The organism is Psychromicrobium ferritrahens (assembly GCF_043789415.1).
In the GTDB taxonomy this organism is placed as follows: Bacteria; Actinomycetota; Actinomycetes; order Actinomycetales; family Micrococcaceae; genus Renibacterium.
In genome coordinates this window covers 1,427,836-1,444,628 of record NZ_JBDLLW010000001.1, presented here as the reverse complement: position 1 = coordinate 1,444,628, position 16,793 = coordinate 1,427,836, and the positions used below count along the sequence as shown (strand labels likewise).

Below are 16,793 nucleotides of genomic sequence, written 5' to 3'. Positions count from 1 at the left end.
ATGAAACACCCAGCTGGAAATGATCTTGTTTTGAAGGCTAAACGTCTGCGGCTCCTCGGTGCTGCGCTATTGCTCATGCCGCTGGCGCTGGCTGCTTGCACTCCGGGCGAGTCCAAGAACCCGACCAGTACGACGCCGTCGGCTTCGGTGAGCCAGGCGACCCAGGGGCTGATCTCACCGCAGTTGCCGGAAATACCTCAGTTGGAGGGCGTCAAAGGCATTCACTCCAGCACCACGATGGCGCAGTGCTCTAGCAAAGCCGGCCCGGTCACTGCCAATGGCAAGGTGACGAATTCGACGTCGCAAACCGCTGACCTAGTGGTCACAGTGGATTGGGCTACCGCGAGCTCAGACGTGATGGCGCGCGGCGTCGCAGTGCTCAGAGCGGTGCAGCCGGGCGAGAGCAAAGCCTGGCAAGTCAGTGCCCAGCTGAGTTATCAACAGCCGGTCAACTGCATTCTGACCGCGCAGGCCGGAACTCTGAAGTAGGCTGAAGCCATGAATCTGTTGTTCAAACTTCTGGCCGCGGGGATCAGCTTCGGCGCTGGCTTCGCCGCGAACAAACTGGTGGACACGGTGTGGACCAAGACCACCGGGAACGCCCCGCCCAAGGACGGGGAGAACCTGGAACACAGCCTGCGGTCCGCACTGACCTTCGCCATCGTCTCGGCGACAGTGGCGGCGATCATTCAGACCCTGACCGGTCGTGGCGCGCAACGCGCGATAGCCAAGTTCAATAAGTCCCGCGATCTGACCTGAGACTTAGCCGTCGAGTGTGCAGATCTACACGTTTTGAAGCCTCTTTAAGATGTAGATCTGCACACTCGATGTGGGTTAAGCGGGTGTAAACTTACACAGCAAAGTAACGACAGGGGAGCGCCGCCATCCGGTGGGCGCTGAGAGTGCGGATCACCGCAGACCCTCGAACCTGATCCGGTTAGTACCGGCGAAGGGAGTCGAGCGCTCTTCGGCGTGTGGGAATACGTCGCCCCTCCTGAAAAGGAGGAATCATGACCAGCACTCTTTCAAGCAGCACAGGCTACCGCTGGCGGGTAGTGGATATCGTGGTCGCCGCAGTGATCGCCGTCGCGGGTGGCGTCATTTTCTGGGCCTGGTCGGCGTTGGCCTCCGGGATCAGTGTGCTCTCCGCGGGCTACCCGCCGCTCAGCGCCCTCTGGTCCGGCGGCTGGTTCATTCCGGCGGTGCTCGGCGGCTTGGTGATCCGCAAACCTGGAGCCGCACTGTTCTGTGAAACCGTTGCCGCGATGGGTGAACTGCTCGCGGGGTCGCCCTACGGCGGCACCGTGCTGCTCTCCGGAATCTTGCAGGGCCTCGGGGCCGAACTGGTCTTCGCGGCCTTCCGCTACCGCTCCTGGAAACTGCCCGTCTCGGTGCTCGCAGGTGCTGCCGCTGGCCTGCTCTGCGGGATCAACGACTGCTTCCTGCCCTGGGGCTGGAACATCGAATACACCGCGGATTTCAAGGCCGTCTACCTGGTGTTCTGCATGATCTCCGGTGCGCTGATCGCCGGAGCGCTCTCCTGGTTGGCGACCCGGGGCCTGGCTCGCACCGGTGCGCTCTCCAGCTTGGGTGCCAGAAATGCTCACCGGGAGCCGAGCTTCTGAAGGCGATGACCGAGGTTCGCAGAGCCGCCCGGCTGAGCGCTGAGGGCTGGTCCTTCAACCGGGCCGACCGAGTTCAGCCGGTGCTCCGAGAGCTGGACTTCTCGATCGAACCTGGGGAACGGGTCCTGCTGCTCGGTCCTTCGGGCTCGGGTAAATCGACATTGCTCCATGCCCTGGCCGGGGTGCTCGGCGACGGCGAAGCTGAGGAGGTCGGCAGGCTGACCTTGGACGGCGCCCACCCCAGAGCGAGTCGTGGCAGGGCCGGTCTGATGCAGCAGGACCCGGAGACCCAGGTGATCCTGCCCCGGGTCGGTGACGATGTGGCCTTCGGCGCGGAGAATCTCTCGGTGGCACCGGACCAGATCTGGCCGCGGGTCGAGAAGTCACTGCGCGCGGTGGGCCTTGAGCTGCCGATGAACCATCCCAGTAGTGCGCTCTCGGGCGGGCAGAAACAGCGACTGGCCCTGGCTGGGATCCTGGCCATGCATCCCGGAGTGATCCTGCTCGACGAGCCGACCGCCAATCTGGACCCGGAAGGCGTGCTCGAGGTGCGGGACGCCGTGGTCTCGGCGCTGGCGGACCGCTCGGCGACCCTGATCGTGGTGGAGCACCGGGTGGAAATCTGGCAGCATCACGTTGATCGCATTCTGGTGCTGAACTCGGCTGGCCAGCTGGTGGCGGACGGCGTCCCAGCGGAGGTGCTCAGCCGCCAGGGCGAAGCCTTGGCGGCACAGGGCATCTGGGTGCCGGATCACCCGCCGCGTGTCGAGCCCTTTGCGGCGGCGCCCGGTGAGGCTTTACTCAGCGCGCGGTCGCTGGGAGTCGGACGCCGGGGAATTGCCGTATCTGAAGGCCTGGAGCTGCTGGTCAACTCGGGTGAAGCTCTCGCCATCACCGGGAAGAACGGCAGTGGCAAGTCCACCCTCGCGCTGACCCTGGGCGGTTTGCTGAAACCTGTCTCGGGGCTGCTGCACGCGGAACCCGGGCTGTCGGCTGGGCTGGACTCCCGCCCCCGGCAGTGGAAGGCCAAGGAACTGGTCAGCCGGATCGGCAACGTCTTCCAAGAGCCGGAGCACCAGTTCGTCACCGGGAATGTGCGGGATGAGTTGGCTTTCGGGCTGCGGCACCAGGGCCGTCGGAGCAGCCAGGCGGAAACCGATGCGAGAGTCGATGAATTATTGGATGGGCTGGGGCTGACAGAACTGGCCGAGGCGAACCCTTTCACACTCTCCGGTGGGCAGAAGCGCAGGCTTTCGGTGGCTACCGTGATGGCGGCCAGGCCGCAGCTGCTCATTCTCGATGAGCCGACTTTCGGGCAGGATGCGCTCACCTGGCGGGCGCTCGTTGAACTGCTCCGATCGGCATTGCAAACGGGGAGCGCCGTCATCTCAGTGACGCATGACGAACAGTTCCTGCAAGCCCTCGGCAGCAGGCGTTTTCGGCTCGCAGAAGCGAACTCCGCCGAGCGAGAAATATTATGAAGATAACGCATGGGGGCTGGCTGGCCGAAGCTAACCCACTCAGCAAATTGAGTGCGGTGTTCCTGCTGACCCTCTCGCTGGCGCTCTCAGTGGATTGGGTTTCCGGCGGCATCGTACTGTTGTGCTTGCTTGCGGTCTTCCCGCTCAGCGGAGTCTCCTGGGCGACGCTCTTCCGGCGGATCTGGCCGGTCATCATTGCGCTGCTATTGGCCGCTTGGGGGACGGCGCTGGCCGCAGCGGATTCCGGACGCGTGCTGATGGACTGGGGTTACTTGAGCATCAGTGAAGGGTCCTTGGCCACGGGAGTTGCCATCGGGGTGCGCGGGCTGGCGATCGCCCTGCCTGCGGCGATCCTGGTGCTCACCACCGATCCCAGCGATCTGGCGACGGCGCTCGCCCAGAAATGGCGGTTATCGCCGCGTTTCGTGATGGGTACCTTGGCGGCGATGCGCCTGGTCGGAGTGATGGCGGAGGAGTGGCAGACCCTGAGCATGGCGCGCCGAGCCCGCGGGGTGGGGGCGAGCGGCTCATTGTTCAGCCGGGTGAAGGCCAATCTGGGGCAGGCGATGGCACTGCTCATTCAATCGGTGCGCCGGGCCACCCGGCTGGCGGTCACTATGGAGGCCAGGGGATTCGGTGGTAAAGCACGAACCTGGGCCAGGGAAAGCAGCTTCTCTCCAAGAGATCTGCTGATCCTGTGCTACGGGGTTGCGGTCTCGGCGCTGGCCATCGCTGTCTCCGTGGCCTGGGGAGCCTGGAACGTGGTGTGGGCGCGTTGAGAAATTTATCGCATAAATCGACTACAAAGCACTGCTGACCAGGATTTTCTTCAAGTATTAGTCATTGATATGCGTTTTGTGATATTTTCTTTGTGTGACTACTGACATTCAGGAAACCGCAGAATCCGTTGCACAGCTGCTCCGTGATGCCCGGATTGAGATGGGCTGGACGCAGGGCCAGCTGGCCGCGGAGCTGGGCACCAGCCAGAGCGCCGTGGCCCGGATGGAACAGGGCAAGCAGAACCTCAGCTTGCGGATGATCCAACGGATGGAGACCATCTTCGGCCGCAGTATCGTCAACGTTGGTGGCACGGCCTCCACGAAGATGACTCATCTGCGGGTTACCGGCGGGCATCAGCTTTCCGGCGTCGTCGACGTCAACTCCTCGAAGAATGCGGGCGTGGCACTGCTCTGTGCCTCCTTGCTGAACCACGGCACTACCACGTTGCGTCGTCTGGCCAGGATCGAAGAGGTGAACCGGATCGTCGAGGTGCTGACCTCGATCGGCGTCGAGTGCACTTGGCTGAACGCCAACGACTTGCAAATCCGCCGCCCAGCGGTGCTGGATCTCGAATCGATGGACGTCGAGGCCGCTCGCCGCACGCGCAGCGTGATCATGCTGCTCGGGCCGCTGCTCGACGAGCGCGAGCTCTACCGTTTGCCGTACGCCGGTGGCTGCGACCTGGGCACCCGGACGGTCGAGCCGCATATGCAGGCGCTCCGGCAGTTCGGCCTTTCCGTTGAGGCACATAACGGTTTTTACGCCGTCCAGGCCCCCGCCGCTGACCTGGAAGACCGGACCTTTGTGCTGACCGAGCGCGGGGACACCGTGACCGAGAACGCGATTATGGCTGCGGCGCACCGCGAAGGTGCCACGGTGATCCGCAATGCCAGCCCGAACTACATGGTGCAGGATCTTTGCTTCTATCTACAGGGGCTCGGTGTCGAGGTGGAGGGCATTGGCTCCACCACGCTGACCATCCGGGGCAAGGCCAGGATCGACACAGATATCGAATACGCTCCCTCGGAGGACCCGATCGAGGCGATGAGCCTGATCACCGCGGGTATCGTCACCGGTTCCGAGGTGACGATCCGCCGGGTGCCGATCGAGTTTATGGAGATCGAGCTCTCCGTGCTGGAGCAGATGGGCTTCCAGTACCGAGCTTCCGAGGAGTATGTGGCGCGCAACGGCCACACCCGCCTGGTGGACATCACCACCTTGCCCTCCCAGCTCAAGGCCGCGCCGGACAAGATCCACCCGATGCCCTTCCCCGGGCTGAACATCGACAATCTGCCCTTCTTCGCGGTGATCGCCTCCTGCGCCGAGGGCAGCACGCTGATCCACGATTGGGTCTACGAGAACCGCGCGATCTACTTGACCGAACTGAACCGCTTGGGCGCCAGGGTGAGGCTGCTCGACCCGCACCGGATCGACGTCGAAGGCCCCACCCGCTGGCGCGCAGCCGAAGTGGGCTGCCCGCCCGCGCTGCGCCCGGCCGCCTGCATTCTGCTGGCCATGCTGGCCGCTCGGGGGACTTCGGAGCTGCGCAATATCTACGTGATCGAACGCGGTTACGAGGATCTCGCTGAGCGGCTCAACACCCTGGGCGCTGAGATCGAGTACTTCCAGGACTGATCCACCGGTTCGCTTCAGCATCACTTTATGAGCTAAAAGTGGTGCTGAGGCGATTGCCTCTAGAGCTGCCCGAGGGCCAGTTCCAGATCCCGCTGCAGATCGTCTAGATCCTCCAGCCCCACCGAGAGCCGCACCACGCCGTCGCTCAGTCCGATGGCTGCCCGGCCTTCCGGGCCCATCGCGCGGTGCGTTGTGGTCGCGGGGTGTGTGATGAGGGATTTCGAATCACCGAGGTTATTGGAGATATCGATCACCCGCAGGGCATTCAGCAGGGCAAAAGCTTCGGGCTTCCCGCCTTTCAGCGCGAAGGTGAGTACGGTGCCGCCCGCGCTCATCTGCGAGGCAGCCAGTTCGTGCTGCGGGTGCGAGGCCAGCAATGGGTACTTGACCCATTCCACGGCTTGCTGCTGCTCCAAAAACTCAGCTAGGGCCAGTGCCGAGGCCGAGGAGTGCTTGACCCGCAGTGACAAGGTCTCCAGCCCCTTGGTGAGTACCCAGGCGTTGAACGAGGACAGTGCAGGGCCAGTGTGCCGCATCAATTGCTTGACCGGGCCGTCGATGAATTCCCGGCTGCCCAGGATCGCGCCGCCGAGCACCCGCCCCTGGCCGTCGATGTGCTTGGTACCCGAATAGACGACGACGTCGGCGCCGAGCTCCGTGCAGCGCTGAAGCAAAGGCGTGGCGAAGACATTATCGACCACCACCTGGGCTCCGGCGGCATGCGCTAGTTCGCAGACCGCGCGGATGTCAACGATCTCCTGCATGGGGTTCGACGGTGATTCGAAAAAGACAGCGGTGGCCGGCACCGAAAGAGCTTCCCGCCACTGCTCCAGATCGGGGCCATCCACAAAAACCGTCTCGACTCCCCAGCGCGGCAGAATCTCGTTCAAGATCACAAAGCACGATCCGAAGAGCGAACGGGAAGCCACCACTCGGTCCCCCTGAGCCAGCAGCGCACCGAGTGCCACAAAGACCGCGGCCATTCCAGAGGCGGTAGCGAAGCAGGCCTCGGTTCCTTCCAAGAGCCGTAGCCGTTCCTGAAAGGTGGCCACCGTCGGATTGCCGTAGCGGGAGTAGACGAATCTCTCGTCCTCTCCCGTGAAAGCCCTTTCCGCGGCTTCGGCGGATTCGTAGACGAAACCGGAGTTCAGGAATATCGCCTCGGAGGTCTCCTGAAAGCCGGTGCGGTCCAGGCCGCCCCGGACCGCCTGGGTATCGGAGGACCAGCCGCCGGCCAGCGGATTGAAGCTCATGAGCCCTTCTTCCAGGGCAGTTTGCGGTTCTTCCAGCCGTTCACGGTGCGATCGCCATAGGCATCCGGGACGCCTTCGAAGCCTTCCAGCACATTGAAAGAGGTGAACCCGGCCTCGGTGGCCGCTTCAGCGGCGGACACCGAGCGAGCGCCAGAACGGCAGAGAAAAACGATGTCCGCATCGGCCGGCACGGCGGCCTTGAGCTCATCCAAGAAGGCCTGATTCCACACCCCTCCGGCGAGGTTCCACTGCACGAAACGGGGTTCGACGGAGAGTGAAGCGGTGTCTGGGACGCCGATCAATTGCCACTCCGCTTCGGTCCGCACATCCACCAAGACGGCGCCGTCGGAAACTTTCTGCCAGGCTTCCTCAGGGGTCAGATCACCGGCGTAACTCATTGTGCCGCCTCCCCATCAGTCGCGGAGTTAAAACCGGGGAGCACCACGGCCTGGGCGGCGATCACCTGGCCGCCGTTGGACGTCACTGAGGGGCTGCCGTAGAGCAGGTAGCCTTCGGCGATCGCATCACTGACCCGCTGACAGAAACTATGATCATCGGGGCCGGTCAGAAGCCGGTAGGTCAAGGGGGCGTCAGCCATTTGTTCTCCTTTTGCCTGAGGCGCAAGCCGCAGCAACTCCACGCTTGCAACCCGTTCACGTTGCCGAGTATTCACCTGAGGCACCCCACCGGAATCGAGGGTTGCCGGCCAGCAAGTCAGGGCAGTGCACCCGGCCTCGGCCAAAGTGCGTGCTGGCGCTCGTTACTCATCGCAAAGCTAACACATGGCGTGGCGTTGACGGGCAAAATGATGTCTTTATTGCGCAGTACCAGCTCGACCTCGTCGGCTAGCAGAGCCAGGGTCTTGAGCTCAGGCCTGTCTGGCTTGCTCAGCATAAAGTGCGGCATAGCGGCCGTTCAGTGCGAGCAGTTCTCTATGAGTACCCTGTTCGGCGATTCGGCCCTGTTCCACCACGAAGATCACATCCGCACCGACCACCGTTGACAGTCGATGCGCAATGGCCACCGTGGTGCGGCCCTGTGAGGCGGTCTCCAGCGCGGATTGCACCACTCGTTCTGAGATCGAATCCAATGCGCTGGTGGCCTCGTCCAGAACCAGCACGGCGGGGTCTTTCAGCAGCACTCGGGCGATCGCGATTCGTTGCTTCTCGCCGCCTGAAAGCCGATAACCGCGTTCGCCGACCAAGGTGTTGAAGCCCTCAGGGAAGCTCATGATGGTCGAGTAGATATTGGCCTGCTGGGTGGCCCGGTCGAGTTCGTCCTGAGTCGCTCCGGGCTTGGCGTAGCGCAGATTATCGGCGATGCTGGCGTGGAACAGATAAGTTTCCTGACTGACAATGCCGATATGCGCCACCAGGGAATCCTGAAGCAGTTCGCGCACCTCTATACCGCTGAACTCAATACGACCGGAAGTGGCTTCGTAGAGCCGGGGAATCAGATAGGAAATGGTGGTTTTACCCGCGCCAGAAGAGCCCACGAAGGCGGCGAACTGCCCGGGTTCAATAGTGAAGGAGACCTTATCCAAGGTCGGACGCTCCCCGGGTTGAGCATCCGGGTAGGCGAAGCTGACCTCTTGGAATCTGATCCTGCCCAGTTGCCGCAGATCGCTTAGCGGGGCTGCCCCCGGGCTGTCGGCGATGGCGGGTTTGAGGTCCAGGTATTCGAAGATCCGGGCGAAGAGGGCGCCCGAAGTCTGGAGGTCGAGGGCAACCCGCATCAAGCTGGTGAGCGGGAAGAGCAGACGCGCCTGGACCGTGGTGAAGGCCACGATAGTACCCGCGGTAATCGCTTGGAAGCCGTTGTCCACCAGCAGACCGGCGACGAGGTAGACGATTGCCGGAATCGAGGAGAGGAAAATAGTCACGATGGCGAAGAACCACTGTCCGCTCATCGCCTGGCGGACTTGCAGCCCGATCTGATTGCGGTTTTCTGCCGAGTAACGATCGATCTCGGCCTTCTGCATATTGAAGCTCTTGGCCAGCAGGATGCCTGAGACGCTCAGGGTCTCCTGGGTGATCGCGGACATCTCGGAGAGCGATTCCTGGGTCTGGGTGGCGATTTTGGCCCGGATCTTGCCCACTTTGCGTTGCGCGATCACCAGAATCGGCATCAGCACGACGGCGACCACTGTCAGCTGCCAGTTCAGCAGCAGCATCGCGACAAAGGCGGCGATTACGGTCACGGTATTGCCGAGCACCGCGGAGACAGTATTGGTGAGCACACTGGCGACGCCTCCGACGTCGTTCTGCAGCCTGGACTGGATCACCCCGGTCTTGGTCCGGGTGAAGAAGCTCAGATCCATCGCTTGCAGGTGACCGAAAAGCTTGACCCGCAGGGCTCCCATCACCCGGTTGCCCACTGAAGCGGTCAGATAGGTCTGCCAGACACTGAGCAGGGCCGAACCGATATAGACCAGGATCATCACACCGACGATCAAGGTCAGTGCTGCCAGATCGGGTTTACCCGAGCGCGGGAACAGCCCGTCATCGAAAGCGCGCTGGGTGAGCAGCGGCGGCACCACGGTGAGTGCCGCACCGACGAGCACCAGGACGGCGGTCAGGATCAGCGAGCGACGATACGGTGCGAAAAGCCCGTAGACCCTGCGGAAAAGGTGCGGGATCTGCGGAGCCTGGGCATTGATCGCGCGCTGTGCGTCTTCGTCCCCGCCGCTGAGCCGGCCTCGTGCTCCGGGCGGCCGGATCCCGCTCATCGCGGAGCCGTTCCCTGTGGTATCTGATGGTGCCAGTTCATTCAGTACCGGCTAAGATCTCGCTTAGTTCGGCGGTGAGCTCGGCCTGATTCTGTACCGTGCCGATTTCTTTACCATCGATCCGGTTGATCGGAGCCAGCAGCCGGACGCTGGAGATCAACCAGGCCGCATCCGCTTCGAAAAGATCCTGCGGCACCAAGGGGCCGTAGCCGAGCTCCCAGCCCGCCTTCTGCGCCGCGGCGAACAGCGCGCCCTGGGTGGTGCCGGGCAAAATGCCTGAATCGAGTTGCGGGGTGATCAGTTGCTTTGTCTTGCCGTGCCGTTTCGCGATCAGCACGGACGACGTCGGGCCCTCCAGTACGCGGCCGTCGGCACTGGTGAAGATCACGTCGTCGGCACCTTGCTGGTGCGCGTACCGCAGTGCTGCCATGTTCACCGCGTAAGAGAGCGTCTTGGCGCCGAGCAGCAGCCAGGGCGCGCGCGGTGCCAGATCGGCGTCGTAACCTCGGTCGAGCAGGATGACGTCGAGGCCCTTCTCGCGTTGCTGTTTGCCCAGTTCGGGTACCGCGGAGACCTGAACCCAGGAGGTCGGCAGGTTTGCGCCTTCAATTCCCCGGGTGACCAGAAGTTTGACCACGGCCTCCGGCTGGTCGAAGGCTTTCAACCCGGTGTCGATCGCTGCGGTCCAGGCTTCCTCGCCGGGGATGTCCAATTCGAGAAAACGCGCCGAAGAGGCCAGCCGGCTCAGATGGGCAGACAGTTTTTTGGGCTTTCCGGCGACCGCGAGCAGGGACTCGAAGATGCCATCACCGCGAGTGGCGCCTAGATCAGTGGCCAATAGTTGGGGCTGGCTGGCATCGGCAAGTCGCCCGGCAGGGAAAGCTGGGTCGATAAAGACGAGCTGAGTTGATGAGGGAGTACTGGGCGATGAAGTGCTGGGCATGAATTCAGCGTACTGGTTTTTGGTTCCTGAGCCGCTCAGGTTTATTGGTTGAGTTTTAGCCAGCGAAGCGGAACACCATCACGAAGGCGGCAAGCAGCAAGAGCACGATATTCACCGGCAGGTTCTTGATTTCAGCTCGGCGGATATGCACCACGATGGCACCGATCTGGATCAGTACCAGGCCAAGGGCGGCCAGCGGGGTGAGAATCGGTGCGACGCCGGTGAGCTGCGGCAGGATCAGCCCGATAGCGCCGAGCACTTCGACGGCACCGACGAACTTCACCAAGCCAGTGGAGGCGTTCTCCACCCAGCCCATCTGCCCGACCAGCTTTTCTTTGGGTTGGATGATCTTGACGCCGCCCGCTCCCAAATAGGCCAGGGCGAGCAGTCCAGCGACGATCCAGAGTGCGATGTTCATGATTCTCTCCTTGGGCGTGCCGAAGCCTTCGGGGTCATTTTATGCCTGGGGTAGGTGGGGAGGAGAGATCATCGACCGTGTTCAGTAGTTCGTATTCTTTGGTTTCTTCTGCTTTCAGGTTTTCCGGATGACGATTGGAAAGTTTTGTTGGTTATTGAGGTTCGATGCGTTGACCGAGACCGAATCGGAAGGAACGGGGCGAGGGCAATGAATGAGGTGGTTGGTAGGAACTATTGTGAGTTCCTACCAACCACCTCGAGGGTCTCATGCCTGGCTTGGTTACTTGGATTGATCGCCGGCATGTAGTTAGGGGTCAATCTCCGTTGCCCGGAGGATCAGAGATTCTTCAGGTTTTCCAGTTGTTTGACCGGATCCCAGCTGAGAGGTGGCATTATTCCTTTGGGGCTAGGTTCAGTTACTTATTCAACGGAGGCCGAGACCGTGTCCCTTTGTCCAAGTTGGTGATTCGCAGTACTTCCGCGCCAATCGCGCCGCGCCAACCGCGCCATGCCAACCTCCCCGCGCGAATTACCCCGCCGGAAACTCCAGCCCCAGCGCCCGCAACACACCGGACGCCTTGGCACCCACTTCTTGCCACTCCTCTTCGGGCACCGAATCAGCGGTGATCGCCCCGCCGACTCCTAGGCTGGCCGACCAGCGGCTCGCAGCGCCGCCGTCAATAAGCGTGCCCTGAAGTACCAGCGTGCGGATCACCACCGAAAGATCGCAGCTGCCATCGCGAGAGAAATACCCGATCGCACCGGAGTAAACACCCCGTGGCCGGGATTCCAGGTCGTCCAGAATGTTCATTGTGCTGATCTTCGGAGCCCCGGTCATTGAGCCCGCGGGGAAAGCCGCTGACACAGCCTCCGCCCGAGAAGCCCCGCGCCTTAACCGGGCCTCCACGGTACTCACCAGCTGATGCACGCTAGCGTAGCTCTCCACCGCGAAGAGCCTGCTGACCTTGACCGATTCCGGTTCGGCGAAATGCGAGAGGTCGTTGCGCATCAGATCGACGATCATCACGTTCTCCGCCTGATCTTTGGCGGAATGAGCTAGTTCATCATGGAGTGCAGCATCCTTCACCGGATCGACATCGCGTGGCCTGGTGCCCTTGATCGGTTCCGCAGTGAGCGCGCCATCGCCGCTGACACTGAGGAACCGCTCAGGTGAGCTGCTCAGCACAGCAAGTCCCTCGAAGCGCAGATACGAAGCAAAAGGTGCCGGATTCGTGCGGCGCAGCTGAGAGTACAGAACCAGCGGCTCGGCGTCGACTTCGAATTCAACAGCCGTGGTCAGGCAGACTTCGTAGCTGTTACCCTCCACAATCTGCCCCTGTGCCAGGGCGATTTTGGCCTTATAAGCAGTGACGTCGTCACGCACCCGGGGAGCCGCTGCCACGGTGGGCGGTCCGGTTGCCGGCTCGGGTGCCGCTTCAGCTAGGGTGCTCGTCGAACGCGCGGCAGCCTGCACGGTTTCGGCCCAGTGATCCTGGTCAGGGCCAAGGCTGAGGGCCCAGAGCTGCTTCTCCTGGTGATCGACCACGACGGCGCGACCGGCGAAGATCAGTGCGGCGTCGGGCACTTGGCTGGAGCGCTCTTGATGATCGGTGCCGCCGGTCTCCCGTTTCAGCTCATAGCCGAGATATCCCAGCCAGCCCAGCTTAAAGCCTCGATCTCCGAGTTCGGCCTCGACTCCGGGGCGTTCGCCCTGAATTCGTTCTACCACTGGATCGGCTCCCGGCTGGCGAGACCCCCAGCGCCTGTCCAGCCAGTGGAAGAAGGGCTCCGTCATCTTCACTTCAACCCCGCGGAAACTCTGCCGGGTCACTCCGGAGCTGTGCCAGGCGTATTGGCCGAGCGGGCCGTCGTCGTCCGCCATCACCGAGAAGCGATTCCTGCCGCTGGCCGCTGCCGCATCGGAACTGTCCAGCCAGACGGAATGCTCTGCTGAACCGTAAAGGGTAGTGAAAAGACCGAGGGTATCGCCTTCGAAAGGCATACTGCTGGCCCGCAAACGGTGTTCCTTCTCCGCCGAGATCTCCGGCGCCAGCAGCCCACTCAATTCAGGCAGGGCGCACAGCGCAAGCAGCACATCAGTCGGCTCTACAGGAGTGGAACCAGCGGCCGAATCGACTAGGATCGCGGCTGTTTCCGCAGGGTCGTGCTGAATGAGCAGCTCGGTCTCCTGGGCCGCCCAACGATCCCAGTAGGGAGCGTAGTTCTCGCCATCGCGTGCTAACGCACGTTCTTTGCGAACGGAGTCCGCAGCGTGCACCCAGATCACCACATCGAGAAAAGCGGCGGCGCTGGAATGTGCTACTCCCACGCCCTCCACGATCACGATCGGGGCGGCGGCTGTCTCCCGCACCGCGCCGTCGAAGTGGTTCTGCCAATCCCAGCTGATCCACCGCGCATCCCTTCCCTCGTTTAAGGGGGTCAGCACGGTCTGCACATAACGGTCGACGCCGGCCGCTAAGCCGTTCCAGCCAGGGTAGACATCCTCCAAATGGAAGAGCGAAACCTCTCGATGTTCACGTAATAATGACGCCAACTCCAGCGCGAGTGAGGTCTTACCTGCCCCGGAGCGGCCATCGATGGCGATCAGCAGCGGTCTGCGCGTCGAACGCTGCGACGTGCCGGTGAGTGGTGGCTCAGACATGACCGGCCACTGAGCAGCGAACCTGTTCCACGATGCCTGGAAGCGCGGCAGCGATCAGCTGATAGCACTGCTCGAAATCAGCTAGCTCGCCGTACCAAGGGTCTGCGATTCCCCATTCGTCCGGAGCGGCCTGAGGGTCGAACTCTCGTAGCAAATGGATTTTCGAGCTGTCTTGCGGGGAGCACTGACGCCGCAGCCAAGCAGCATGATCAGTATCCAGAGCCAGCACCAGATCATTGCGCTGTAGATCCTCCGTGCGGATCTTTCTGGCCCGATGTTGCCCCGACTCGCTGATTCCATGACGGCGTAAAACGCTGGCTGCTCGTGGGTCGATCGGATTTCCCTGCTCACCGCTCGTGGTCCCGGCGGAGTCCAGTTCAACCGCAGATTCACTGAAATGCTGTTGCAGAGCCTGCTTGATCATCAGTTCGGCCATCGGGGAGCGGCAGATATTTCCGGTGCACACAGCGATGATGCGGTACGGAGATGTCATAACTCCACTGTACTCACGCCGCCGCCTGGCCGGAGGGCGACCGCTGCTTCGATAACTCAGCGCTGTGGATGGCTGGGACACCTACTCAGGCTTTCCAGCAGCGAAGAGCCGGAGGAATATCTGACGCATATTTCCGGGGCTCACCTCAGTTACGTGGAAATACTTACATAAATTTCCCCTGAGGAATTTACTGAAAGTTTTTATAAATTTTTCTGTATTTTTGCGCAATTTTAATGCTAAATATCATTCTGTAACGCAGAAAATTTATCCAGACCATTCAAAGAGGAATCACTATGGAACCATTTTCGCGACGAGCACTGTTGCTCACCGCACCGGCACTTCTGGTGCCGACAGCACTGGCATTGTCTTCGGCTCAGACCGCGGCCGCCACTGCAGCTAAGCTGACTTTCAGGATCAGCAATGGCTCGGATCTGAATCAAACGCTGTACCTCTATGTGATGGGAACTGACCTCGGGACCGGGCGACTCGGCTACGTCGATCCGGCCGGAAACTTCCAGCCCTGGCCTGCTGGTTCTATTCCGCCGTCGCCCGCGCCGGATGCTTCGATGCTGGGGCCGGGAATCGGCGGGACGACTTCGGTGCTCGTTCCCCGGGGTTTCTCCGGACGGCTTTACTTGGCCTTCGGCAGCAAACTGGATTTCCGGCTTACTCCGGACGGTTTAGTTCAGCCCGATGCTGCGAATCCGCCGGACCCGAACTACAACATCCTGTTCGATTTCACCGAATTTACTTATAACGATCAGGGCTTGTGGCTCAATTCTTCCCAAGTGGATATGTTCGCCATTCCGCACGCGGTCACCGTTACCGCGCAGAACGGCTCGGTAAAACGCAGCGGACAATTGGTTGCGCAAGGGCGTAATAATGTTGTGCAGCAGATCCAGGCTCTGCCGGATTGGCAGCGCTCGGTGATCAAGCGCAGTGACGGCACCGTGCTGAGGGTGCTTTCCGCGGGTAAAGCGACAGGTGTCGGCCTGCTCGACAGCGGTTATCTCGACTCCGAGATCAACCGGGCGTGGAACACCTATGTGAACACCCCGCTGACAGTTCGGCCTTTCACTGACCAACCGAATATCGTCTTCACCGGTCGGACTTCTGGCAACGTAATGAATTTCACCGATAGCTCGGGGAACTTCGCGGCGAGCTTCAATAAGCCGAGCAGCGCTAATGTCTGGAACTGCGATGGCAATCTGTTCGCACCCAATGACCAGGTGGTCGGGCCGATCGCACGAACTCTCGGCGCTGCGCTGAACCGTTCCACGCTGGCCGATAACTCCCAGCAACCGGCTCTGAACGCGGGCACTTATTATCAGAACGCCCGCACCAACCACTACGCCAGGATCATTCACGCCAATATGGCGAACGGAAACGCTTACGCCTTCCCCTTCGACGACGTCGGAGGCTTTGAATCACTGGTCTACGATCCGGATCCGCTCTCCGCGGGGATTGAGATCGGCCCGTTCAACTAGGCTGAGGGAAGTAGTTCGCGCCCAGCGCGTCCCCGGTGGATTTCCCGCCGGGGATGCGCCTTTTAAGCCTCGGACCAGTTGAGTCTCGGACCAGTTGAGTCTCGGGCCAGTTGATCAGCTGCTCAGTAGAAATGCACCGGATCGACGGAGTGCGGCATCGGAGTGCCTTCGATGAAGAGCCTCAGGTTCGAGATGAAGCGCTCCGCGATGAGCCTGTTCTCTGCCAGGCTCAGAGCGGAGGTGTGCGGGGAGATCAGCACCCGGGGATGCTCCCAGAGCGGGCTCGATGCGGGCAGTGGTTCCTTATCGAAGACGTCGAGGCAGGCATAGCCCACCCTGCCGTCGTCCAAGGCCGCGAGCAGTGCTGCTTCATCCACCACGCTGCCACGGCCAACATTGATGAAGATCGCACCGGGTTTGAATGCAGAGAACATTTCGGCGTCGAAGAGCCGCTCGGTCTCAGCGGTGGCAGGCAAGGTATTGACGACGGCGTCCGCTTCGCTGAGCAGGGCTGGCAGGCCGTCATTGCTCACCACGGTGTCGACGCCTTCCAAGGGTGTCGCCGTGCGCTTGCTGCCGCTGACAGACATGCCGAGCGCCCTGGCCAGCCGGGCGGTTTCCTTGCCGATTTCGCCGAGCCCTGAGATCACCAGCCTGGAACCGGAGAGAAGGCGGGTGGGCACCCGGAGCTCCGGCCAGTGTTTGGCCCGCTGATCCTGCTGTAATTCGGCGACCCGCTTGAAGCCGTTCAGCAGACCCATCAAGGTGAATTCTGCCAGGGGCAGAGCGTGCACTCCCGCAGAGGTGGTGACGGTCACTCGGCTGAGTTCCTCGGAGTTGAGCTGTGCGGCTCGTACCGTGCCACCCGCCCCAGCCGCCATCGCATGCACCCAGCGCAGTTGCGGATTTTCCCGGATCGCACGGGCCAGATCTGCCGGGGATTCGTTGGGGATTCCGTAGAGCGCGTCGGCCTGCCGGATATTCTGCCAATAGCGGGATTCATGCTCGGAGTCGCGCTGAAACTCAGGATCGCCCGAATGATCTGCCGGGAATCGCTCGGGAGGAAGCAGTGCCTGATCGTAGAGCACGGTAGCTGACGGACAGCTCTGTCTGATCTGCTCGACCAACTCTGCTTCCAGAGGAGCGCAAATGGCGATCACCGGAGCAGCTTTAGCGAGTGGCGCAGCCGAAGGCGTCGAAGAGTCAGGCATAGCTGCATCATACTGAATCGCCCTCGCCCCGGCGCCTCCAGGTGATCGGGGCTGCCTTCTCACGGCTCCCAGGGAATA

At 61.8% G+C, this 16,793-nt stretch carries 16 protein-coding genes and 2 riboswitches; of the genes, 7 read left to right on the top strand and 9 right to left on the bottom strand.

All coding sequences use genetic code 11. The features are described 5' to 3' along the window. From ABDK06_RS06710 to ABDK06_RS06685, 6 genes are all read left to right on the top strand, one after another. Complete coding sequence (locus ABDK06_RS06710; RefSeq protein ID WP_394940195.1) at window positions 1-489, top strand: hypothetical protein; 489 nt, start codon at window positions 1-3, stop codon at window positions 487-489. Between the two features lie 9 nt (window positions 490-498). Continuing rightward, complete coding sequence (locus ABDK06_RS06705) at window positions 499-759, top strand: DUF4235 domain-containing protein (protein WP_394940194.1); 261 nt, start codon at window positions 499-501, stop codon at window positions 757-759. Window positions 760-860: 101 nt separating this feature from the next. After that, a riboswitch (TPP riboswitch) is annotated at window positions 861-972 on the top strand. Window positions 973-1,010: 38 nt separating this feature from the next. Further along, complete coding sequence (locus ABDK06_RS06700; RefSeq protein ID WP_394940193.1) at window positions 1,011-1,625, top strand: ECF transporter S component; 615 nt, start codon at window positions 1,011-1,013, stop codon at window positions 1,623-1,625. A 5-nt stretch (window positions 1,626-1,630) separates the two neighbouring features. Continuing rightward, window positions 1,631-3,106 carry an ABC transporter ATP-binding protein gene (locus ABDK06_RS06695; protein ID WP_394940192.1) on the top strand — a complete coding sequence of 492 codons (1,476 nt, stop codon included), beginning with the start codon at window positions 1,631-1,633 and terminating at the stop codon, window positions 3,104-3,106. Further along, window positions 3,103-3,885: an energy-coupling factor transporter transmembrane component T family protein gene (locus tag ABDK06_RS06690; RefSeq protein ID WP_394940191.1), complete on the top strand. Its 783-nt coding sequence runs from the start codon at window positions 3,103-3,105 to the stop codon at window positions 3,883-3,885. Before ABDK06_RS06695 ends, ABDK06_RS06690 begins: the two co-directional genes overlap by 4 nt. Before the next feature lie 160 nt (window positions 3,886-4,045). Continuing rightward, window positions 4,046-5,521 carry a UDP-N-acetylglucosamine 1-carboxyvinyltransferase gene (locus tag ABDK06_RS06685; RefSeq protein ID WP_394940811.1) on the top strand — a complete coding sequence of 492 codons (1,476 nt, stop codon included), beginning with the start codon at window positions 4,046-4,048 and terminating at the stop codon, window positions 5,519-5,521. A 59-nt stretch (window positions 5,522-5,580) separates the two neighbouring features. Here ABDK06_RS06685 and ABDK06_RS06680 read toward each other — a convergent pair whose 3' ends face one another. The 8 genes from ABDK06_RS06680 to ABDK06_RS06645 all read right to left on the bottom strand — a co-directional run bounded on the left by ABDK06_RS06680 (window position 5,581) and on the right by ABDK06_RS06645 (window position 14,017). Beyond that, window positions 5,581-6,774, bottom strand: coding sequence for an O-succinylhomoserine sulfhydrylase (locus ABDK06_RS06680; RefSeq protein ID WP_394940190.1), 1,194 nt, complete (start codon window positions 6,772-6,774; stop codon window positions 5,581-5,583). Beyond that, complete coding sequence (locus tag ABDK06_RS06675) at window positions 6,771-7,172, bottom strand: rhodanese-like domain-containing protein (protein WP_394940189.1); 402 nt, start codon at window positions 7,170-7,172, stop codon at window positions 6,771-6,773. The genes ABDK06_RS06680 and ABDK06_RS06675 overlap by 4 nt, the downstream gene beginning before the upstream one ends. Then, complete coding sequence (locus ABDK06_RS06670) at window positions 7,169-7,372, bottom strand: DUF1737 domain-containing protein (protein WP_394940188.1); 204 nt, start codon at window positions 7,370-7,372, stop codon at window positions 7,169-7,171. The genes ABDK06_RS06675 and ABDK06_RS06670 overlap by 4 nt, the downstream gene beginning before the upstream one ends. Window positions 7,373-7,407: 35 nt before the next feature. Beyond that, window positions 7,408-7,539, bottom strand: a riboswitch (SAM riboswitch). A gap of 103 nt (window positions 7,540-7,642) precedes the next feature. After that, window positions 7,643-9,502: an ABC transporter ATP-binding protein gene (locus tag ABDK06_RS06665; RefSeq protein ID WP_394940187.1), complete on the bottom strand. Its 1,860-nt coding sequence runs from the start codon at window positions 9,500-9,502 to the stop codon at window positions 7,643-7,645. Between the two features lie 37 nt (window positions 9,503-9,539). Beyond that, on the bottom strand, window positions 9,540-10,445 hold the full coding sequence (locus ABDK06_RS06660) for an aminodeoxychorismate lyase (RefSeq protein WP_394940186.1): 906 nt from the start codon (window positions 10,443-10,445) through the stop codon (window positions 9,540-9,542). Window positions 10,446-10,500: 55 nt separating this feature from the next. Further along, window positions 10,501-10,863, bottom strand: a complete 363-nt coding sequence (locus ABDK06_RS06655; RefSeq protein WP_394940184.1) for a DoxX family protein — start codon at window positions 10,861-10,863, stop codon at window positions 10,501-10,503. A 528-nt stretch (window positions 10,864-11,391) separates the two neighbouring features. Beyond that, window positions 11,392-13,524 carry an aminodeoxychorismate synthase component I gene (gene pabB, locus ABDK06_RS06650; RefSeq protein ID WP_394940182.1) on the bottom strand — a complete coding sequence of 711 codons (2,133 nt, stop codon included), beginning with the start codon at window positions 13,522-13,524 and terminating at the stop codon, window positions 11,392-11,394. Continuing rightward, entirely contained in the window at window positions 13,517-14,017 is a 501-nt protein-coding gene (locus tag ABDK06_RS06645; RefSeq protein WP_394940180.1) for a low molecular weight protein-tyrosine-phosphatase, read from the bottom strand. Before ABDK06_RS06645 ends, pabB begins: the two co-directional genes overlap by 8 nt. A gap of 293 nt (window positions 14,018-14,310) precedes the next feature. On the opposite strand from ABDK06_RS06645, the gene ABDK06_RS06640 reads away from it, so the two are divergent. Further along, a complete protein-coding gene (locus tag ABDK06_RS06640; protein WP_394940178.1) occupies window positions 14,311-15,504 on the top strand; it encodes a beta-1,3-glucanase family protein in 1,194 nt (397 codons plus the stop codon). Window positions 15,505-15,626: 122 nt separating this feature from the next. Here the strand turns inward: ABDK06_RS06640 and ABDK06_RS06635 are convergent, their stop codons facing one another. Continuing rightward, entirely contained in the window at window positions 15,627-16,715 is a 1,089-nt protein-coding gene (locus ABDK06_RS06635; protein ID WP_394940176.1) for a D-2-hydroxyacid dehydrogenase, read from the bottom strand. Between the last annotated feature and the right edge of the window lie 78 nt (window positions 16,716-16,793).